Genomic DNA, 18,975 nt, shown 5'->3' on the forward strand with positions numbered 1-18,975 from the left:
GCAGGCGTCAGTCGGTCGTGACCGGCTCCAGGCGCGCGAGGATGTCGTCCCGCTCGCTCTCGAACTGCGGCGGCAGCATGAAGTTCTGGCCGAGCTCCTCGGGAGACTCGTCGCAGTCCCAGCCGCCCTCGTCGTCGGTGACCGCCAGCTCGAACAGGGCACCGCCCGGAGTCCGCACGTAGTGGGACTTGAAGTAGGTGCGGTTCTTCAGCTCGGAGATGTCGGTGTAGCCGACGCCCTCGATGTCGAACCGGACGGCCGCCTGGTTCTCCAGGGTGTCGAGGTTCCAGGCGAAGTGGTGGTAGGTGCCCGCGCCGTAGCGCCAGGTGCCCTGGTCGTCGGAGCGGTTCCCGCGCAGCTCGATGAAGTTGCCGTACTCCTGGGTGCCGGCCTGGAAGGAGGCCAGGTCGCCGTCCTCCTCGACCTTGCCCTGGGAGAAGAAGGCCTCGTTCCCGAAGTCGACCATGCGGTCCTGGTCGTACACGTGGATGCCCATGCCGTGGATGCCGTGGATGGCGGCCTCGGGGGACACGCCGTTGCCGGAGAAGCCCTCGCGCGGGTCGTTCTCGTTGCCGACCAGGACGTACTCGATGCCGGAGGGGTGGAGGAACGCGACCCGGCCCCGGCCGAGGGCCTCGAAGCGCCTGGCCTCGATGTCGTGCTCGCCCAGCCGCTTCACCCAGTAGTCGAGGGAGCCGGCCGGAACGGAGAGGAGAACCTCGCGCGCCTGGTTGGTGCCCCGCTTGCCGTACAGACCGGCCTGAGCCCAGGGGAACGTGGTCACCACGGACGACGGGTCGCCGTTCGCGTTGGAGTAGTAGAAGTGGTAGATCGGCGTCGAACCGTCGTACAGCACGGTCTTCTTGATGAAGCGCATGCCCAGGACCCGCGTGTGGAAGTCCACGTCCTCCTGCGCACCACCCACGGACAGCGTCACGTGGTGGGAGCCGACGAGATACGTCATTGCTCGGTTCTCCTTGTCTGTCGTGCCCAGCCGGAAGGGGAGTTCGGCGAGCCGTATGATTGTCATACGATATGACGGCGAGGTCAATACCGAAGCAGCCCTCTTGAGGTCGGGAAACGGGGGCCGGGGTGAGTCTCAGCCCATTGCGAGGGTGTCTGGTCTGCGCTAACGTGCGTCCCAACGCATTGTCGGACAATCATACGGGGTGACCGTGATACTCACACCCGCCGACGAGACGTACGAGGTCCTCATCGTGCGGTACGCCTCCCGTACGACGACCCGCGGGCTCGTCTTCCTCAACCACCACCTGTACGGCGAGCCGGACGGTCCCATCGGGATGGACTACTACGTCTGGATCGTGCGCAACGAGCACCGCACGATCGTCGTCGACACCGGCTACAGCGAGCTCGGCGGACGCAACCGGAACCGGGGTCACCTCATCCACCCGGGAGAGGCACTGCGTCGCCTGGGGGTGGAGCCGGCCGAGGCCACCGTCGTTCTCACCCACGCCCATTACGACCACGCGGGCAACGTGGACCTTTTCCCGGACTCCCAGGTGATCGTGCCGCGGACGGAGTTCGACTTCTGGACGGGTGACTGCGCACAGCGGTTCCAGTTCCACCACACCGTCGAGGAGGCCGAGATCGACCATCTGCGGACCGTCCACGAGCAGGGACGCATGGTCTTCCACCACGGCCACCAGGAGATCGCGCCCGGTGTGGAGCTGATCGAGCTGGGCGGACACTCGCCCGGGCAGGCCGTCCTCACCGTCAACACCAGCGAGGGCCTGGTGCTGCTCGCCTCCGACGCCACGCACTACTACGAGGAGTTGGAGCGCGACCTGCCGTTCCTCGTCGTGGCCGACCTCGAGGCGATGTACCGGGGCTTCGACCACATGAAGCAGCTCATCGCGGACCGCGACGCGATCCTCGTCCCCGGCCACGACCCGGCCGTGCTCGACCGCCACCGGCGGCTCGACGGTCCGATGGGCGAGTTCGTCGCGGTCATCGGGGGCGTGCCGAACGGCCGCCTCGACGGACCTCAGAGCGGAGGAACGGCATGACCGGCATGACCGGCACGACAACGCCGCTGGGCTTCATCGGCCTGGGCAACATGGGCGGGCGCATGGCCCGCCGCCTGGTGTCCGCCGGGTACGAGGTCCTCGGTTACGACACCCGACCGGAGAACGTCACCGCGTGCGGGGCGACCTCCGCCGAGTCCGTCACCGAGGTGGCGCGAAGGTGTGACGTCGTCCTTCTGTCCCTGCCGGAGAGCAAGGTCGTCGAAGCTGTGGTCCTCGGGGAACGGGGTGTGCTGGCCGAGGCCCGCGAGGGGCAGGTCGTCGTCGACCTGAGCACCTCGGCGCCCGCCTCCACCACGCACCTGCACGAACAACTCGCCCAGCGGGACGCCACCTTGCTCGACGCCGGTATCTCCGGTGGCGCGGCGGCGGCGGAGAAGGGCACGCTCACCCTCATGGTCGGCGGGGACACCGAGACCCTCGACCGGGTGCGCCCGCTGCTCGCGGCCTTCTCCGTCAACGTCTTCCACTGCGGACCCGTCGGCGCCGGTCACACGGCCAAGCTGCTCAACAACTTCCTCAACGCCGTCGCCCTGTCGGCGACCGCCGAGGTGATGGTCGCCGGGCGCAAGGCCGGACTCGACCTCCAGGTGCTCCTGGACGTGCTCAACACCAGCTCGGGCGTCAACTTCGCGACGCAGAACCGCTTTCCGAAGATCATCCAGGGCGACTATCTCAAGGGCGGCCTGACCAACGCGCTGATGATGAAGGACGTCCTCGCCTACGTCGATCTCGTCACGAGCCTCGGTGTCACGAGCCCCAACTCCGCCGCCCCGCTCGCCTCCTTCGGGCTGGCCCTTCAGCTGGGCTACGCGCAGGACATCAGCAACACCGTCGTCGACGCGATCGGCGACCTCTCCGGGCGCGTCCGCGTCCACGACGGCGCGTACGACGCCGGGAAGGACAAGTCGTGAAGCTCATCCACGGGACCACCCAGCACGGCCCCGGCGCCAAGACCGGCTCGCGGTTCACCGGCACGGTGCACGCCCACCTGACCATGCCCGCCACCGACGGCGTGACCATCAACACCGTCAACTTCGCACCGGGCGCCCGCACCTACTGGCACACCCATGAACACGGCCAGATCCTCCAGGTGCTGGCCGGGAGCGGCTTCGTCGCGACCGAACAGGACGGCGTCCGCCGGCTGCGGGCCGGCGACACCGTGTGGTGCCCGCCGGGCGAGCGGCACTGGCACGGCGCCGCCCCCGACTCCTATCTGACCCACACGGCCATCTCGCTCGGGAAGACCGCCTGGGCCGAGGAAGTCGGCCACGAGCAGTACACCACTCCCGTCACCACTCCTGTCACCGCAGAGGACTGAGACCCCATGGCAACCCAAACCCCGATCACCGCGGCCGAACCCCTGATCACTGACGTCAGCCCTCAGGACGCCACCCACCGCGACACCTACGAAGCAGGCCTCGCCATCCGCAAGGCGGTCCTCGGCGCCGACCACGTCGAGCGTTCGCTGGCCAACGTCAGCGAGTTCGCCCGGCCGATGCAGGAGCTGGTCACCGAGTACTGCTGGGGCGCCGTGTGGAGCCGTCCCGGACTCGAGCGACGTACCCGCAGCCTGGTCAACCTCGCCATGCTGACCGCCCTGGGCCGCAATCACGAGCTCGGCGTCCACGTCAAGGGAGCACTGACCAACGGGGTGACGACCGAGGAGATCCAGGAAGTGCTCCTCCAGACGGCCATCTACGTCGGTGTCCCGGCCGCACTGGAGTCGTTCCGTGTCGCCGAACAGATGATCAACGAGGTCAACGGCGATGCCTGACCGCGACAAGACTCCCGCCGCACTGCCGTCGGTGGCCTTCATCGGCCTGGGCAACATGGGCGCGCCGATGTCCCTGCGTCTGATCCGCGCCGGATACTCCGTGACCGCGTTCGACCTGAGCCGGGACGCCCGTGCCGCGTCGGCCGCCGCCGGAGCCGCCACCGCGGAGACCGCGGCCGAGGCGGCGAAGGGCGCGGACGTCGTCGTCCTCATGCTTCCCGGCAGTGCGGTGGTCGAGGCGGTGCTCGGTGATCCCGCGATGTCGGAGGCGCTGGCCCCTGGCAGCACGGTCGTGGACATGAGTTCCTCCGACCCGCTGTCCACCAGGCGTCTGGCCGCCGCCCTCGGCAGCCGTGGGGTCACCCTCGTCGACGCCCCTGTCTCAGGCGGGGTCAAGGGCGCCGAGAACGGCAGGCTCACGATCATGGTGGGCGGCGCCGAGGGTGACGTCGAACGGCTGTCACCGCTGCTGGCGACCATGGGCACCGCTCGTCATGCCGGCCCGGTGGGCGCGGGACACGCGCTCAAAGCCATCAACAATCTGCTGTCGGCCACCCATCTGCTGGCCACGGCCGAGGGTGTCCTGGCGGGTGAGCGGTTCGGGCTGGACCCGGCCGTCATGGTCGAACTGATCAACTCCTCCAGCGGGCGCAGCGGTTCGACGGACAACAAGTTCCCCAACTTCGTGCTGCCCGGTACCTACGACTCCGGCTTCGCCATGAAGCTGATGGTCAAGGACATGCGCATCGCCGTCGACCTGGCCCACCGGCTCGGCACCGAGAGCCCGCTCGGCGACCACGCCGTCGCCCTCTGGGAACGCGCACTCGAAGCACTGCCCGACAGCGCGGACCACACAGAGATCGCCCGTTGGGCGTCCCACGTCTCCGCGGACCGAGAGCCGGTGACCGGATGAGCGCGCAGTCCGAGGCCGAACTCCACGATGCCGTCGTGGAGTTGCACGGCGCCTGGGACGAGCAGTGGCAGGCGGTGCTCGAACTCGCGCCCGAACTGCTCGCCGCGTACGTACGGCTGGCCGGTGTGCCCCAGCGCAAGGGGCACCTGGACCCCAAGACCCGCGAACTGATCTATCTGGCCGTCGACGCGGCGGCGACCCACCTGTACGCCCCCGGCGTACGTCGGCACATCCGCCGGGCGCTCGATCTCGGCGCGACACCGGGTGAGATCACCGAGGTCATCGAGCTCACGACGACCCTGGGCATCCACGCGATGAACATCGGCGTGCCGCTGCTCGCCGAGATCCTCGAAGAACGCGGCCTGCGCGACGGGCCCGGCGAACTCGACGCGTACCAGAAGGAGTTGAAGGAGCGGTTCACCGAGAACCGGGGCTACTGGCACGAGTTCTGGGACGAGATCCTCGAACTCGACCCGGAGATGTTCGAGGCCTACACCGACTTCTCGTCGGTGTCGTGGCAGCACGGCTCCCTGGAACCGAAGGTGAAGGAGTTCGTCTACACCGCCTTCGACTGTGCCTCCACCCACCTCTATGTGAAGGGGTGGAAGGCGCACATGAACAACGCGCTGACCTACGGCGCCACCGTCGGCGAACTTCTGGAGGTCATGGAGATCGCCTCGGTCATGGGCATGCAGAGCGCGCTCCAGGCCCTGCCGGTGCTGCGCGAGGAACAAGCCCGACCCCTGCGACTGACGTGAGGCGGAAAGACATGACACTGCGCGGACTGGACGGAAAGGTCGCCGTTGTCACGGGGGCCGCAGGCGGCCTCGGACGGGCCACGGTGGAGCGGCTCGTGGAGGAGGGCGTGCGGGTCGTCGCCGTCGACCTGGACGAGGCGGCCGCCAAGGAGGTCGCCGAGGCTGTCGGCGGAGAGACCGTCGGCATCGGTGCGGACGTGACGTCCGAGGACGGCGTCGACGCCTACATGCGGGCCGCCGTGGACACCTTCGGGCGGGTGGACCTGCACCATCTCAACGCCGGGATCGCCGGTTCCCTGGCCGACCTCGTAGACGTGACGGTCGAGGAATGGGAGAAGGTGATGGCGGTCAACCTGAGGGGCCCGTTCCTCGGCGTACGGGCCGCGTTCCGCCACTACCTGGAGCGGGGCAGCGTCGGGTCCGTCGTCGTCACCGCGTCGATCGCCGGCCTGCGCGGCAGCAACGACCTGCTGGCCTACACCACGTCCAAGCACGGCACGGTGGGTCTGGTCCACGGCGCCGCCGTCTACGGAGGCCCCATCGGCGTGCGGGTGAACGCCGTCGCTCCGGGGATCGTGCCCACGCCGATCTTCGGTGAGGCCGGGATGGCCGACATGCGCCGGCGCGCGGGCACCTCGCCGCTGCGACGAGCGGGCCGGCCGGAGGAGGTGGCCGCGACGGTGGCGTTCCTGCTCAGCGACGAGTCGAGCTACGTCACCGGCGAGATCTTCTCCGTCGACGGCGGCGCCAGTGTGCAGAACACCAACCGCCGGGGCGGCGGAGCGGGGCTCTGGGACGTGGCGGTGACCGACGAGGCGCTCCTCGCCCGCCACGCGGCGGGAGCGGTCGGAACGCAGGAGGCTTCCCGATGACGACGATGAGAGCAGCCCTGCTGCGAGGCTTCGAACAGCCCCTGACCGTCGAGGACGTGGAACTGCTCGACCTCGCGCCGACCCGGGTGCTGGTCCGCACCAGGGCGACGCCGTTCTGCTCCACCGACGTCACCAGCTTCCACGGCCGCCTCGGCAAGGTCCCGCCGACGATCCTCGGCCACGCCTCGACCGGCGAGGTCGTCGAGGTCGGCAGCCAGGTCCGCGGCATCGCGGTGGGGCAGCGCGTCGTCGTCCCCGGCACACCCGAGTGCGGCCACTGCTTCTACTGCGGCATCGGACGCCCCGACCAGTGCTCGGAGCTGTTCGACCTCTGCGGGGTCTACCCGGACGTCGCCCGGACCTCCGACGGCCTGACGGTGAACGCCGCCGGGTGCGTGGGCGGCTACGCCGAGATGATGAACGTCTCGCAGAACCAGGTGTTCCCGGTCGACACGGACCTGCCCTGGGAGGTGCTCTCACTCCTTGGATGCGGGGTCACCACCGGGGTGGGAGCGGTCCTCAACGTCGCCCGCGTCCAGCCCGACGAGGTGGTCGCCGTCGTAGGAGCGGGACACCTGGGGCTGTGGGCCGTTCAGGCGGCGCGTCTGGCCGGTGCCCGCGAGGTCGTCGTGATCGAACCCCGGGAGGAGCGCCGAGGCGTGGCGACCAAGGCAGGAGCCACCGCCGCCGTCGCACCCGAGGACGCGCTGGAGGCCGTACGGGGTGTGACCCAGGGACGAGGGGCCGACAAGGTCATCGAGGCCGCCGGGCCGCCCGCCGCACAGCGCCTGGCGCTGGAGATCTCCCGGCGGGCCGGCACCGTCGTGCTCTCCGGCCTGAAGGACGTGGCCGGCGAGGTCACGTTCGGGCAGATCCCCCTCGCCGTCCAGAGCCGACAGGTGCTCAGCACCCAGAACGGCAACGTGCGCATGCGCCGCGACCTTCCCGCATACGTCCGTCTGCTCGAACGGGGCGCGCTGGACCCGGCGCCGGTCATCACCTCGACGTACCGGCTCGACGACATCAACACCGCTCTCGAGCGGTCCGAACGGCTCGAGGACCTCTCGGGCGTGTTCGTCTTCTGACGGGAGCCGAGATGAGAGCAGCGGTGCTGGAGGCGTTCGGCGCCCCCATGCCGGTCCGGGAACTCGCCCTGCGCGACCCGGGCGAGCACGAGGTGCTGGTACGGACGGTCGCCGCGCCGTTCTGCTCCACCGACTGGCTCGGCTGGCGGGCGATGCGCGGCAAGAGACCGCCGGTCGTGCTCGGCCACACCGCGCTGGGGGTGGTCGAACGCTGCGACGGCGGCGGCGCCCACGCCCACGGTCGTGGCTACGGCGTCGGTGACCTCGTGGTCGTCGCCGGGACACCGCAGTGCGACGAGTGCTTCTACTGCGGCATCGGCCGGCCGGACCAGTGCGCCCGTCTCTCCGACAGGCCCGAGCCGGTCGTCGCCACCGACCCTGCGGGCCGTCCGGTCCGCGCGGCCGGTGGCGTCGGCGCGTACGCCGAGTTCGTCCTCGCGGACCGCAGCCAGGTGTGGCCCGTGCACAGTTCGCTGCCCGCTGACCAACTGAGCCTGCTGGGCTGTGGCATCACCACCGGGCACGGCGCGATCGTCAACGTGGCGGAGGTCCCGCCGGGCGCGTCCGTCGTGGTCGTCGGTCTGGGACACCTGGGGTTGTGGTGTGTGCAGGCCGCCCGGGTCGCCGGCGCCGGCCGGATCATCGGCGTGGACCTGCTGGCCGAGCGCCGTACGACGGCTGCCGGGCTGGGGGCGACCGATGTCGTGGACCCCACGCAGGGCGATCCGGTCGAACAGGTGCGGTCCCTCACCGAGGGGCGGGGTGCGGACGTGGTCGTCGAGGCCGCGGGCCCCGAGCAGGCGGTGCAGCAGGCGGTCGCCATGTCACGGCGGGCCGGGACGGTCGTGCTGACGGGTGTGCAGTGGGCGGAGGGCCGGATCTCGCTTCCGCAGAACGCCCTCGCGATCCACGGCAGACGGATCCTGTCCTGTCAGAACGGACAGAGCGTGATGTCCCGCGACCTGCCCCGCTGCGTGGAACTCCTGGAGAGCGGTGAGTACGACGCCCGGCCGATCGTGACGGCCCGCTACACCCTCGACCGGATCAACGAGGCTCTGTACGCCTCCGGAGAGTTCCGCGACCTCAGCGGGGTCATCACGTCCTTCCGCCAGCAACCCCCTACGCAGGAGTGAGGGATCATGCCCCGCGCCCCGAAGCCCACGGCCTCGAATCCGGCCTCGAATCCGACAGCGACCTCTCTCGCCCCGGCCTGGACCACCAGTCCCGTCGGCCGTGTCGCCGCACCGCTGCGCGAGCAGGTCGTCACGGCTCTGCGCGACGCGATCCTCGACTTCCGCCTGGAGCCGGGCCGCCGCCTCGTCGAGCGCGAGCTCGTCGAGCAGCTCGACGTCTCCCGCACCACGGTTCGGGAGGCGCTGCGGGAGCTGACCTCCGAGGGGCTGATCAAGGTCGTGCCCCAGAAGGGTGCCGTGGTCGCGGTGCCCACCCTGGACGAGGCGCGCGATCTCTACGAGGTCCGGTGTGCGTTGGAGACGCTGTTGCTGCGACGGTTCATCGAGAAGGCACCGCGTTCCAAGGTGTACGCCCTCGAAGCGGCGGCGGAGCACTTCGCCGAGGTCGCCTCGGGGGACGACGCCGAGCCGCGTGACGTGCTCGACGCGCGGCGCGACTTCAACGCCGTCCTGCAGGACGGTGCCGGCAGCGAGGTGCTGCGGCAGCTGGTGGAGGGCGTCCAGGCCAAGGTGCGCGTCCTGGTGGTCAAGGGCATGTCGACGAACCACGCCGAAGTGATCCAGGAACTGCGCGACATCGTCGCCGCAGTCAGGGAGCGGGACGCGGACACCGCGGTCGAGATCTACTCCAAGCACATGCGGCGCGTGGCCGCCAACGTCCTCGAGGGCCTGAAGGGGATCCAGGAGCGGTAGAACCGCTCCTGGATCCCCTTCGCAACTCCTCGCCGACCCGCGCTCCAAACACGTTCGCGTACCCATTGTCGTAGCGGCTTCCGTCATGCCGACGAGGCGGGTGAGCTGGATCTGAGGGCCGGTCGCCATGGAGGTTCCCTCTTCGGTAGGCATGGCGACGGAGGCCTCAGAAGGTCAGCGGCTGTCCGAAGTGGACGCGTGAGACCGACCCGTAGGTGACGTCCCACTTGGCGGCGATGTGCGTCTTGAACATCGCGACGTCCCGGTAGTACTTCTCCATGGGCGATCCGAGCCGCGCCGAGCTGGATCCGGCGGTGGAGAACGCCAGGTCGACGGCCTGGTTCGCCAGCTGGGCGCCCTGCAGGATGACACCGCGCAGCCGGGCGTCCTCCTCGGGTGTGAACTCCTGGCGGGTGCGCTCCCAGCGCCGTCCCAGCTCGGTGTACTGGCGCATCGCGCCGAGCAGCAGGGTCTCGCCGGCGTCGACTTGGGCCAGCATCTTGCCGTACCAGCGGTGGAACTCGGCGGAGTCGGTGCGCGGCATCATCGGCGGGAAGCTCGTCGGGCGGGTGGCCATGAGGTCGTCGAAGGCGTCGAAGGCCGCCCAGGCGGCGCCTATCTGGGTTGCGACGAGCTCGCAGTTGAAGAAGGCGAGGGTGCGGCCCAGGTACATCGGGTTGCGGTGCAACCGATAGCCGATGGTGCCTGTGTCGCCCAGCGTGTGGTCCTTGAAGTCGTAGACCACGCTGAGGTGTTCGGGGACCAGCGCGTCCGTGACCTGGAGCGAGTTCGAGCTGGAGGCCCGCATGCCCAGGACGCCGCCCCAGTCGTCGAGGATCTCGTAGTCGGCTCGCGGGACGATGTACGCGCGCAGTCCGAGCGGCTCGTCCCGCTCGGTGAAGGTGTGGGCGACGAGCATCGCGTGGGTGCTCCACATCGAGCCCGAGCAGTAGTCCCAGGTGCCGGTCAGCCGGTAACCGTCCGCGGTGCGGACCGCCCGGCCGCGCGGAATGGTGCGTCCCGGCGCGATGAGGTCCCCCGCGAACAGCTCCTCCTGGGCCTGTTCGGGAAAGAAGGAGGCCACGTGCCAGGCGTGTCCGGCGCCGAGGACGAAGGACCAGCCGACACCCGGGTCGCCGCGTGAGATCTCCACGGCGACCCGGAGGAAGTCCGCCAGCGGCAGTTCGAGGCCCCCGTACCGCTTCGGCTGGAGCATCCGGTAGAAGCCGGCGTCCAGCAGTTGTTTGTGGATCGCCTCCGAGTAACCACCGAGCGCCTCGTGCTCCGCCTGCGCGGCCCGCAGGACCGGGCGGAGCCTCGTCGCCACCTCGAGAAGGTGGTCGACCGTGCCCTCCGCCGCAGGCTGGGGCGCGGAGTCTGCGGCGTACAGGCTTGCGCTCATCGGGCTCTCCTCTCGACATGAAACTTTGTATGACGATATTATAGGCATGCAGAGTGTGGCGCTGGATAGAGTCACCGACCAGGGGATCGACTCGGGCAACCACCTCTCATCTCACCCTTTACGTCATTGTGCGATCGTCATACAGTCCCTCGCAGGCCGCAGTGCCGTTCCGGGACTTCAGAGGAGTTGGTTGTGATGTCCACGCCGTCATCCGTCGCCCAGTCCGGCTCCCGTCCGGTCACCGCACGGGAGTTCCGCGATGTCATCGGGCGGTTCGCCACCGGCGTCACCGTCATCACGGCGGAGAGCGGCGGCATCCGGTACGGAAGTACGGCGAGCGCGGTCAGCTCCCTCACCGACGATCCGCCGATGCTGCTGATCTGCCTCAACCGGAATTCGGCCACCGCCGCGGCGGTCCGCGACAGCGGCGCCTTCGCGGTGAACGTCCTCGCCGAGGACCACGTCGACCTGGCCACCCGCTTCGCCTCCCGCGTACCGGACAAGTACGACGGCGTGCCCACCGAGACCGCGTCGAACGGCTCGCCCCTGCTGGTCGGCGCCATCGCCCACCTGATCTGCCGGGTCGCCGAGCAGGTCGAGGCAGGCACCCACTACGTGTTCCTCGCCCACGTCGAGGAGGCGATGTCGTACCCCGGCCATCCGCTCGCCTACTTCCGCGGCCGCTTCGGCCGGATGCAGACGGCGCCGGAGGCCACCGTCCTGCGCGAGGTCCGCGCCCGCGTGCTCGACGCCGGCAGTGACGTCGAGGAGGTCATCGACACCGGCCGCTGGGCCGAGGAGTTCGGGGTGGACACCAACCGCGTCCACCGCGCCCTGGCCGCCCTCGCCGACGAGGGGCTCATCCGGCGCCAGGCCGGGGAGTACCTCATCGCACCCGTCCCCGACTCCATCATCGACGAGGTCTACAAGGCCAAGCTCGCCATCGAGACGGGTGTCGCCGAACTGACCGTCGGCAAGGTGAGCACCGACCAACTGGCGCGGCTGCGCGAGCTGATGGAGGACACCCTCGGCTACGTCAAGGACGGCCGGTTCACCGACCCCGAGGGCTGGGTGCGCGCCAACGAGCGCTTCCACGAGTACATGGTCGAACTCGCGGGATCCACGATCCTGCTCGACACCTACCGCCGCCTCTGCCTGCCGGGCCTCAACCTGCGCGCGCTCGACGCGGCGAGCTACGCCTCCAACTCCCTCCTGGACGACCACCGCCGGCTCGTCGAGGGATACGAGACCGGCGACCTGGCCCAGGTCTCCGGCGTCCTGCGGCAGCACGCACTGCGCCCGCTGGAGATGCGCCGCGAGGACCGACTGCGCCGCGCCACCGACGCGAACCCCGCCGTCTGAGCACGGCCACGCCCCGTTTAGGAGATTCGATGACCACAGCACACGCCGCCGCCCAGCCCGGCCTGGCCGCGCCCTCGGATGAGGAACTCGTCGGACGGGCACGAGCGATGCGCGAGGAGTTGCTCGCCCGCCAGGAGGAGGCGGAGCGGCTGACCCACCTCCCCGACGACCTCCATGAGCAGTTCGTCGCGAACGGCTTCTACGACATGTTCGTCCCCAAGACGTACGGCGGCCTCGAGGTCTCGCCCCGGACGTTCTTCGCGGTCTGCAAGGAACTCGCCCGCGGTGACATGGGCAGCGCCTGGTGCTTCGCACTGGCCGCGAACCACGCCCTCCACGTCGCGTCCTGGTACCCCAAGGAGGTCCAGGACCGGGCGTTCGGCAACCACGACTTCCGGGCCGCGTCGGTGTCCGCCCCGACGGTCAGGGCGAAGAAGACCGACGGCGGGTACGTCCTCAACGGCGTCGTGGACTACTGCTCCGGCATCCCCCACTCCACCTGGTACCTCGGCCAGTGCATGGTCGAGCAGGAGGACGGCGCCGCCCCGGTGATGGGCATGTTCCTCGCACCCGAGGAGAGATTCGAGCGTCTGCACAACTGGGGTGAGTCGACCGGTCTGAAGGCCACCGGCTCGGAGAGCATCCGCTTCACCGACGCCTTCGTCGAGGCCGAACTGGTCGTCGAGGACGCCAACATGATCGACATCCCGGTCAAGGACGGCACGGTCGGCTCCCAGCTGCACGGCAACCCGATGTACGCCGGACGCGGGCTGCTCACCTTCACCGTCTCCCTGGCCAGCCTGGCCGTGGGCGGCCTGTACCACGCCCTCGACGAGTTCGAACGCCTCATGCGCAGCCGCAAGACCCCGCTCCCGCCCGTCCAGCTCCGGCTGTACGACGTGGACTACCAGCGGCACTACGGCGCGGCCTGGACAAAGATCAGGACCGCCGAACTGGCGCTGGACGGCGTCATCGCCCAGCACGCGGAGTACTGCCGGGCCACGGTCGACGGCAGCCGCGAGTACACCTTCGTCGACGACTGGAGCCTGGCCTGCGTGGTCCGGGAGATCATCATCCAGCTCTGGGAGACGCTCGAACATGACCTGCTGCGCGTCGTGGGCTCCGGCTCCATGCGCCAGGGTGAGCGGTTCGACCGGATCTTCCGCGACATGAGCTCGCTCCTCACCCACCGCAACCCGATGCTGCGCGAGCAGGCGTTCCGCAACACGGCCAACCTGCTCCTGGAGATCCCGCCGCCCGAGGCCCGCTGACCGCCGACTCCCCTCCCCCTCCTCCCTGTTGGGCCGCCGAGACAGGACGACCGAGCATGACCGACATCCCACCCCATCTCGACGACCGGGTCGAGCCGATCACCCTCCGCACCGGCTTCTTCTGGATACCGGGCGAGCAGATCCCCACCCCGCACGGCACCCTTCCGCGCGGACCGCTCTACGTCGAGTGGCTCGCCCCCGTGGAGGTCACCCGCCCCCACCCGCTCGTCCTGATCCACGGTGGCGGCGGCCAGGGCACCGACTGGCTCGGCACCCCGGACGGCCGACCGGGCTGGGCCTACGACCTCGTACGCGCCGGATACGCGGTGTACGTCGTCGACCGCCCCGGCCACGGCCGCTCCCCGCACCACCCGGACGGACTGGGGCCGGTGGCCCCGCCGCTGCCACTGGAGTTCGCGAGCTTCCTGTTCGCGCCCCCCGAAGCCGCCGGGTCCCACACCCAGTGGCCCTGGGACCGCACCTTCGACGGCCCCGAGTTCCAGCAGCTCACCTCGGCGATGGGCTTCTTCCTGGCCGACTTCGCCGAGGGCCAGCGACTGGACGGGGAGCGCATCGCGGCCCTGCTGGACCGGATCGGCCCGGCGGTTCTCATCACCCACTCCGCGGGCAGCCCGGGCGGCTGGCTCGCCGCGAACCGGCGTCCCGACCTGGTCGAGGCCATCGTCGCCGTCGAACCGATGGGACCGCCGTACGCCGACTTCCCCGGCCTGGGCGAGATCACCTACGGCCTGACGTACGCCGAACTCACCACCGAGCCGGCCATCGACTCCCCCGACCGGCTGAAGGCCGACCCCGCGGGCCACCGCATCCCCGGTCTCAGCGGCACCCCGATCGCCGTCGTCACCGGCAGCGCGTCCGGCAGCGCGGCCCAGTCCCCGCCCCTGGTCGAGTTCCTGCGCACGGTCGGCGCTGACGCCGAACTGCTCCCGCTGGCCGACGCCGGCATCGTCGGCAACGGCCACGGGCTGATCCTCGAGGCCAACTCCGCCGAGACGGTCAAGCCGGTCATCGCCTGGCTGGCCGGACTGGAGACCTCACGATGACGACGACCAGCCGGGAGCACACGGAGCTGCCGGACGAGGCGGTGCGTCGCCTGACCGAGGTGGTCGGGGCGGACGCCGTCCTGCTGACCGAGGCCGAACGCGACACCTACCGCGACCCGTACTGGTTCCAGGGCGACCGCACCTACGACTCCTCCGCCGTCGTCTTCCCCACCTCCACCGACCAGGTGCGCGAGGTCGTACGGATCGCGAACGAGCACCGCATCCCCGTGTGGACCTCCTCCCAGGGCCGCAACAACGGCTACGGCGGCCCGTCGCCCCGCGTCCGAGGCTCCCTCCTGATCAGCTTCCGCCGGATGAACCGGGTCCTGGAGATCAACCGCGAACTGGCGTACGCCGTGGTCGAGCCGGGTGTGCGCTGGTTCGACCTGTACGAAGCGCTGGAGGCGTCCGGCAACGGCGACCTGTGGTGCTCGATCCCCGACCTCGGCTGGGGCAGCGTCATCGGCAACTCCCTCGACAACGGCGTCACCTACGGCCCGAACGGCTCCGACTTCCAGAAACTGTGCGGGATGGAGGTGGTCCTCGCAGACGGGGAGGTGCTGCGCACCGGCATGGGAGCCATCCCCGACAACCCCTCCTGGCACGTCTACCAGCGGGGCCTCGGCCCGGTCCTCGACCCGCTGTTCATCCAGTCCAACTACGGCATCGTGACGCGCGCGGGCGTCTGGCTCCAGCGCCGCCCGGAGGCGTACGCGCCGCTGTACCTGACCATCCCCCGGGACGACCAGCTCGCCCAGGCCGTCGACATCGTCCGCGAACTCCGCCTCGACGGGGTGATCCGGGGCGTGCCGAACCTGCAGAACACCATCACCATGGCGGCCCAGTTCCCCGAGCTGCTGGGGGAGTTCATGGGCGCCGAGGGACCGGCGAGCGAGGAGGCGTTGGACGGCCTCGCCACCCGCACCGGCATCGGACGCTGGGGGCTGCGCACCGCGCTGTGGGGCGACGGGCCCGTCGTCGACCACCATCTGCGCCGCATCCGTGAGGCGTGGTCGGCCATCGACGGCTCACGCGTCGACCACCACCGCACCTACCCGCGCCACGAGTGGGGCGAGCTGACCACCTTCATGGAGAAGGTCCAGGCCGGCATCCCGAGCATGGACCTGATGGAGGTCGTCCCGGAGTTCGTCGGCCACATCGGCTTCTCGCCGGTGGTACCGCTCACCGGCGGCGAGGTGCGCCGCGTCGTGGACGTGATCCATCGGCTGGTCACCGACCGGGCCGGAACCAACTTCGTCTGCGCGATCTTCCCGATCAACGACCGCAGCGCCATCGTCGTCAGCAGCATCAGCTTCGACACACGCGACGAGAAGCAGGTACGCGCGGCGGTGGACACCGCGAAGATGCTGGTGAGCGGGGTGGGGGCGCTCGGATACGGCGAGTACCGCGCCCACTTGGACTTCATGGACCTCGCGGCCGACCAGTACTCCTTCAACGACCACGCCTACCGGCGCTTCGTCGAGCGGATCAAGGACGCGGTGGACCCGAACGGAATCCTTTCCCCGGGCCGGCACGGCGTCTGGCCCGCCTCCTACCGGAAGGCCGTCGCATGACCGTGATCGAGGAGGTGAGCGGACTCGTCGCCGTGGTCACCGGCGGCGCGTCGGGCATCGGCAAGGGCATCGCCCAGCGGCTGGCTGAGCGCGGTGCCCAGGTGGTGATCGCCGACATCGAGGAGGACCCGCTGCAGGCGACCGCCAAGGAGATCGGGGCGGTGGGGATACGTACCGATGTCACCGACGCGGCGAGCGTGCTGGCGCTGGCCGGTCAGGTCGTGGAGCGGTTCGGCAAGGTGCACCTGGTGTTCAACAACGCCGGGGTGGCCCCCGAGTCGCGCATCGCGGACATGACCCTCGACGACTGGAAGTGGATCCTCGACGTCAACCTCGCCGGCGTCATCCACGGCGTGCACGCCTTCCTGCCGCTCCTCAAGCGGCACGGCGAGCCTGCGTACCTCGTCAACACGTCCTCCATGGGCGGCTTCGTCGCCGACATGCCCGGCCTCGGGGCGTACGCCACGACCAAGTTCGCGATCATGGGCCTCACCGAGGCGCTCGCGCACGAGCTGGAGCGGGAGGACTCGAACGTGGGCGCCGCGGTCCTCGCACCGGGAACGGTCCGCAGCGGCATCGCCCGGTCCCTGCGCACCAGGCCCGCGGGGGCGGCGAACAGCGCCTTCGTCCAGAACGACATCTCCGACGACCCGGAACTGGCCAAGCTGCGCTGGCTGGACCCGGTGGAGGTGGGCGACGTCGTGCTGGCGGGCCTGGCCCGCGGTGAGACCCACATCGTCACGCACCCCGAGTGGTACCCCATGGTCGCCGAGCGCGCGGCCGCGATCGAGGCGGCGTTCCGACGCGGGGCTGCCGTACGCGAGGAGAACTCTGATGGCAACTGACCCCAAGGACGTCGTAAGGGCCTTCGTGGACGCCCTCAACCGCCAGGACTGGGACCGCGTCGGCGGGCTGATCACGCCGGACTTCAGCTACACGATCATGTCCTACGACCTGCCCGGGGCGGGCACCCCGATGGACGGCGAGACCATGCTCAAGGTGCTCCCGGGGATGCTCGCCCTCTTCGACGGGACCGGCCCCCAGGTGGAGATCACCCGTCTCGTCGCCGAAGGTTCATGGGTCGTCGCCGAGGCCGAGGGAAACGGCTTCTTCCGTGGCGGAAGCCCGTACGCCAACCGGTACGCCAACGTCTACGAGGTCGCGGGCGACCGGGTCAGGACACTGCGCGAGTACATGGACACCCAGCACACGGCACAGTCGTTCGCGGCAGTGCGGGAAACGGAGTAAGGGACATGTCACCTCAGACGCCACAGACGCTGCCGCCGGACGTATCGGCCGAGGACTTCTCCCGAGCACTGAAGTCGCTGGCGCTGATCGTCGGGGAACAGCATGTGCTGAGTGCCCCCGACGAACTGGCCGAGTTCCGTGACCCCTACTCCTTCGACGGGCGGGACACGTTCGTGCCCTCCGCGGTGGTCTTCCCGGGAACAGTGGAAGAGGTCCAGGCGATCGTCCGCGTCGCGAACGAGTTGCGGATCCCGCTGTGGACGGTCTCCCAGGGCAGGAACAACGGCTACGGCGGTGCCGCTCCCCGCGTCGGTGGCTCGGTGGTGGTGAGTCTGCGGCGGATGAACCGGGTGCTCGAGGTCAACGACGAACTCGGCTACGCCGTCGTCGAGCCCGGCGTGCGGTTCTCCGACCTCTACGAGCATCTGCGGGCCGGCGGCCATCGGCTGATGGTCTCCACGCCGGACCTGGGCTGGGGGAGCGTGATCGGCAACGCGCTCGACCACGGGATCGGCTACGGCGTGTACGGGGACCACGCCGCCGGCGCCTGCGGGATGGAGGTCGTCCTGCCGGACGGGGACCTGTTGCGGACCGGTCAGGGCGCGATGACCGGCTCGAAGGCCTGGCATGTGCACCGTCGGGCCTTCGGACCGTCCGTCAGCGACCTGTTCATGCAGTCCAACTTCGGGATCGTGACGAAGATGGGCGTGTGGCTCATGCCGACGCCGGAGTGCACCCTGGTGGGCACGGCCGGGGTGCCCCGCGAGGAGGATCTCGAGCCCTTCGTCGAGATCCTGCGGCAGCTGATGCTGGACCGGATCATCGACGGCGTGCCGACCGTCGCGAGCGCGCTCTCCGTCGCCTGGCTGATCGCACCGCGGTCGAACTGGTACCAGGGCGAGGGGCCGGTCCCCGACGAAGTGGTCGACGAGATCGGCCGCAACCTGGGGACCGGCCGCTGGACCGTGCGCTTCTCGCTGTACGGACCGCGATCCGTGGTCGACGCGAAGTTCGCCGTCATCAAGCAGGCGTTCGCCCGGATCGACGGAGCCGATGTCACCGGCACGACCTACCCCGGTGACGCCGGAGCGGACGTCGTCGCACCGCCCCACCAGGTACCCGCGGGCATCCCCAACCTGGACATGCTGGAGTCGGTGAAGTGGTGGGGGCCCCAGGGCGGTCACGTCGGGTTCTCGCCCGTCCTCCCCCTGGTCGGCTCCGTGGTGCGCGAACAGCGCGAGCGGGCGAGGCGCATCGTGGAGAAATACGGCTTCGACCAGATCGGCGGTCTGATCCTCACTCCGCGCAGCGCCCAGGACGTCACGATGTTCCTGTACGACCTGACCAACCAGGAGCAGGTCACGGCTGCCTACGCGGCCTGCCGAGAACTGATCGTCGAGACGGCGAAGGCCGGGTTCGGCGAGTACCGGGCACATCTCGACGCGATGGACCTGGTCACCGACCAGTACGACTTCAACGACCACGCGATGCGCCGCTTCACGGAGAAGCTCAAGGACGCGATCGATCCGGCCGGAATCCTCGCGCCGGGCAAGCAGGGTATCTGGCCGGCCGCTCACCGGCCCGCCCGCTGAACACCTGAAGAGAGACGGACATGCAGTGGGGCCCCGGTGGAAGCACACCGGCCGACATCAACGGTTGTCAACAGGCCGACTTCTCAGGGGAGTTCAACATGCGTGTGTTCGTCACCGGGGCGAGCG

Annotated in this window: 19 protein-coding genes; 17 read left to right on the forward strand and 2 right to left on the reverse strand. The window is 69.7% G+C overall.

Annotated elements, in window-relative coordinates:
• Window positions 1-7: 7 nt before the first annotated feature.
• Window positions 8-1,030: a hypothetical protein gene (locus ABZ855_RS30580; RefSeq protein WP_360812294.1), complete on the reverse strand. Its 1,023-nt coding sequence runs from the start codon at window positions 1,028-1,030 to the stop codon at window positions 8-10.
• A 139-nt stretch (window positions 1,031-1,169) separates the two neighbouring features.
• Here ABZ855_RS30580 and ABZ855_RS30585 point away from each other — a divergent pair, with 139 nt between their 5' ends.
• Genes ABZ855_RS30585 through ABZ855_RS30630 form a run of 10 tightly spaced genes read left to right on the forward strand, consistent with a single transcriptional unit; the run spans window position 1,170 to window position 9,336 of the window.
• Window positions 1,170-2,027, forward strand: a complete 858-nt coding sequence (locus tag ABZ855_RS30585) for an N-acyl homoserine lactonase family protein (protein WP_360812296.1) — start codon at window positions 1,170-1,172, stop codon at window positions 2,025-2,027.
• The gene (locus tag ABZ855_RS30590) at window positions 2,024-2,959 is read left to right on the forward strand and encodes an NAD(P)-dependent oxidoreductase (protein ID WP_360812298.1); all 936 of its coding nucleotides are present in this window, start codon (window positions 2,024-2,026) and stop codon (window positions 2,957-2,959) included. Before ABZ855_RS30585 ends, ABZ855_RS30590 begins: the two co-directional genes overlap by 4 nt.
• Window positions 2,956-3,366, forward strand: coding sequence for a cupin domain-containing protein (locus ABZ855_RS30595; RefSeq protein ID WP_360812300.1), 411 nt, complete (start codon window positions 2,956-2,958; stop codon window positions 3,364-3,366). Before ABZ855_RS30590 ends, ABZ855_RS30595 begins: the two co-directional genes overlap by 4 nt.
• Window positions 3,367-3,372: 6 nt before the next feature.
• Window positions 3,373-3,822 (forward strand): 4-carboxymuconolactone decarboxylase, encoded by a 450-nt coding sequence (gene pcaC, locus ABZ855_RS30600; protein WP_360812302.1) that lies wholly within the window; start codon window positions 3,373-3,375, stop codon window positions 3,820-3,822.
• Window positions 3,815-4,735 carry an NAD(P)-dependent oxidoreductase gene (locus tag ABZ855_RS30605; protein WP_360812304.1) on the forward strand — a complete coding sequence of 307 codons (921 nt, stop codon included), beginning with the start codon at window positions 3,815-3,817 and terminating at the stop codon, window positions 4,733-4,735. Before pcaC ends, ABZ855_RS30605 begins: the two co-directional genes overlap by 8 nt.
• The gene (locus ABZ855_RS30610) at window positions 4,732-5,493 is read left to right on the forward strand and encodes a carboxymuconolactone decarboxylase family protein (protein ID WP_360812306.1); all 762 of its coding nucleotides are present in this window, start codon (window positions 4,732-4,734) and stop codon (window positions 5,491-5,493) included. The genes ABZ855_RS30605 and ABZ855_RS30610 overlap by 4 nt, the downstream gene beginning before the upstream one ends.
• Window positions 5,494-5,504: 11 nt before the next feature.
• Complete coding sequence (locus tag ABZ855_RS30615; protein ID WP_360812308.1) at window positions 5,505-6,365, forward strand: SDR family oxidoreductase; 861 nt, start codon at window positions 5,505-5,507, stop codon at window positions 6,363-6,365.
• Window positions 6,362-7,450, forward strand: coding sequence for a zinc-binding dehydrogenase (locus tag ABZ855_RS30620; RefSeq protein ID WP_360812310.1), 1,089 nt, complete (start codon window positions 6,362-6,364; stop codon window positions 7,448-7,450). Before ABZ855_RS30615 ends, ABZ855_RS30620 begins: the two co-directional genes overlap by 4 nt.
• An 11-nt stretch (window positions 7,451-7,461) precedes the next feature.
• Window positions 7,462-8,583, forward strand: a complete 1,122-nt coding sequence (locus ABZ855_RS30625; protein WP_360812312.1) for a zinc-binding dehydrogenase — start codon at window positions 7,462-7,464, stop codon at window positions 8,581-8,583.
• A gap of 6 nt (window positions 8,584-8,589) precedes the next feature.
• Window positions 8,590-9,336: a GntR family transcriptional regulator gene (locus ABZ855_RS30630; RefSeq protein WP_360812314.1), complete on the forward strand. Its 747-nt coding sequence runs from the start codon at window positions 8,590-8,592 to the stop codon at window positions 9,334-9,336.
• A 166-nt stretch (window positions 9,337-9,502) separates the two neighbouring features.
• Here the strand turns inward: ABZ855_RS30630 and ABZ855_RS30635 are convergent, their stop codons facing one another.
• Window positions 9,503-10,738 (reverse strand): acyl-CoA dehydrogenase family protein, encoded by a 1,236-nt coding sequence (locus tag ABZ855_RS30635; RefSeq protein ID WP_360812316.1) that lies wholly within the window; start codon window positions 10,736-10,738, stop codon window positions 9,503-9,505.
• Window positions 10,739-10,933: 195 nt separating this feature from the next.
• On the opposite strand from ABZ855_RS30635, the gene ABZ855_RS30640 reads away from it, so the two are divergent.
• From ABZ855_RS30640 to ABZ855_RS30670, 7 genes are read left to right on the forward strand one after another with little or no spacing between them, the layout of a single operon-like run.
• A complete protein-coding gene (locus ABZ855_RS30640) occupies window positions 10,934-12,100 on the forward strand; it encodes a flavin reductase (RefSeq protein WP_360812318.1) in 1,167 nt (388 codons plus the stop codon).
• A 29-nt stretch (window positions 12,101-12,129) separates the two neighbouring features.
• Window positions 12,130-13,371 carry an acyl-CoA dehydrogenase family protein gene (locus ABZ855_RS30645; RefSeq protein ID WP_360812320.1) on the forward strand — a complete coding sequence of 414 codons (1,242 nt, stop codon included), beginning with the start codon at window positions 12,130-12,132 and terminating at the stop codon, window positions 13,369-13,371.
• Between the two features lie 56 nt (window positions 13,372-13,427).
• Window positions 13,428-14,435, forward strand: coding sequence for an alpha/beta fold hydrolase (locus ABZ855_RS30650; RefSeq protein ID WP_360812322.1), 1,008 nt, complete (start codon window positions 13,428-13,430; stop codon window positions 14,433-14,435).
• Entirely contained in the window at window positions 14,432-16,009 is a 1,578-nt protein-coding gene (locus ABZ855_RS30655) for an FAD-binding oxidoreductase (RefSeq protein WP_360812324.1), read from the forward strand. Before ABZ855_RS30650 ends, ABZ855_RS30655 begins: the two co-directional genes overlap by 4 nt.
• A complete protein-coding gene (locus ABZ855_RS30660; RefSeq protein ID WP_360812326.1) occupies window positions 16,006-16,854 on the forward strand; it encodes an SDR family NAD(P)-dependent oxidoreductase in 849 nt (282 codons plus the stop codon). The genes ABZ855_RS30655 and ABZ855_RS30660 overlap by 4 nt, the downstream gene beginning before the upstream one ends.
• Window positions 16,844-17,257: a nuclear transport factor 2 family protein gene (locus ABZ855_RS30665; RefSeq protein WP_360812328.1), complete on the forward strand. Its 414-nt coding sequence runs from the start codon at window positions 16,844-16,846 to the stop codon at window positions 17,255-17,257. Before ABZ855_RS30660 ends, ABZ855_RS30665 begins: the two co-directional genes overlap by 11 nt.
• Window positions 17,258-17,262: 5 nt before the next feature.
• On the forward strand, window positions 17,263-18,849 hold the full coding sequence (locus ABZ855_RS30670; RefSeq protein WP_360812330.1) for an FAD-binding oxidoreductase: 1,587 nt from the start codon (window positions 17,263-17,265) through the stop codon (window positions 18,847-18,849).
• Window positions 18,850-18,975 lie beyond the last annotated feature (126 nt).

The organism is Streptomyces sp. NPDC047042, from assembly GCF_040644035.1.
Taxonomy (GTDB): domain Bacteria; phylum Actinomycetota; class Actinomycetes; order Streptomycetales; family Streptomycetaceae; genus Streptomyces.

What these genes read in the sequence shown, in the direction of transcription:
- ABZ855_RS30580 (WP_360812294.1), bottom strand. Translation starts at nt 1,030, where the DNA reads ATGACAATCATACGGCTCGCCGAACTCCCCTTCCGGCTGGGCACGACA.
- ABZ855_RS30590 (WP_360812298.1), top strand. Translation starts at nt 2,024, where the DNA reads ATGACCGGCATGACCGGCACGACAACGCCGCTGGGCTTCATCGGCCTG.
- pcaC (WP_360812302.1), top strand. Translation starts at nt 3,373, where the DNA reads ATGGCAACCCAAACCCCGATCACCGCGGCCGAACCCCTGATCACTGAC.
- ABZ855_RS30605 (WP_360812304.1), top strand. Translation starts at nt 3,815, where the DNA reads ATGCCTGACCGCGACAAGACTCCCGCCGCACTGCCGTCGGTGGCCTTC.
- ABZ855_RS30610 (WP_360812306.1), top strand. Translation starts at nt 4,732, where the DNA reads ATGAGCGCGCAGTCCGAGGCCGAACTCCACGATGCCGTCGTGGAGTTG.
- ABZ855_RS30615 (WP_360812308.1), top strand. Translation starts at nt 5,505, where the DNA reads ATGACACTGCGCGGACTGGACGGAAAGGTCGCCGTTGTCACGGGGGCC.
- ABZ855_RS30620 (WP_360812310.1), top strand. Translation starts at nt 6,362, where the DNA reads ATGACGACGATGAGAGCAGCCCTGCTGCGAGGCTTCGAACAGCCCCTG.
- ABZ855_RS30625 (WP_360812312.1), top strand. Translation starts at nt 7,462, where the DNA reads ATGAGAGCAGCGGTGCTGGAGGCGTTCGGCGCCCCCATGCCGGTCCGG.
- ABZ855_RS30630 (WP_360812314.1), top strand. Translation starts at nt 8,590, where the DNA reads ATGCCCCGCGCCCCGAAGCCCACGGCCTCGAATCCGGCCTCGAATCCG.
- ABZ855_RS30635 (WP_360812316.1), bottom strand. Translation starts at nt 10,738, where the DNA reads ATGAGCGCAAGCCTGTACGCCGCAGACTCCGCGCCCCAGCCTGCGGCG.
- ABZ855_RS30640 (WP_360812318.1), top strand. Translation starts at nt 10,934, where the DNA reads ATGTCCACGCCGTCATCCGTCGCCCAGTCCGGCTCCCGTCCGGTCACC.
- ABZ855_RS30645 (WP_360812320.1), top strand. Translation starts at nt 12,130, where the DNA reads ATGACCACAGCACACGCCGCCGCCCAGCCCGGCCTGGCCGCGCCCTCG.
- ABZ855_RS30650 (WP_360812322.1), top strand. Translation starts at nt 13,428, where the DNA reads ATGACCGACATCCCACCCCATCTCGACGACCGGGTCGAGCCGATCACC.
- ABZ855_RS30655 (WP_360812324.1), top strand. Translation starts at nt 14,432, where the DNA reads ATGACGACGACCAGCCGGGAGCACACGGAGCTGCCGGACGAGGCGGTG.
- ABZ855_RS30660 (WP_360812326.1), top strand. Translation starts at nt 16,006, where the DNA reads ATGACCGTGATCGAGGAGGTGAGCGGACTCGTCGCCGTGGTCACCGGC.
- ABZ855_RS30665 (WP_360812328.1), top strand. Translation starts at nt 16,844, where the DNA reads ATGGCAACTGACCCCAAGGACGTCGTAAGGGCCTTCGTGGACGCCCTC.
- ABZ855_RS30670 (WP_360812330.1), top strand. Translation starts at nt 17,263, where the DNA reads ATGTCACCTCAGACGCCACAGACGCTGCCGCCGGACGTATCGGCCGAG.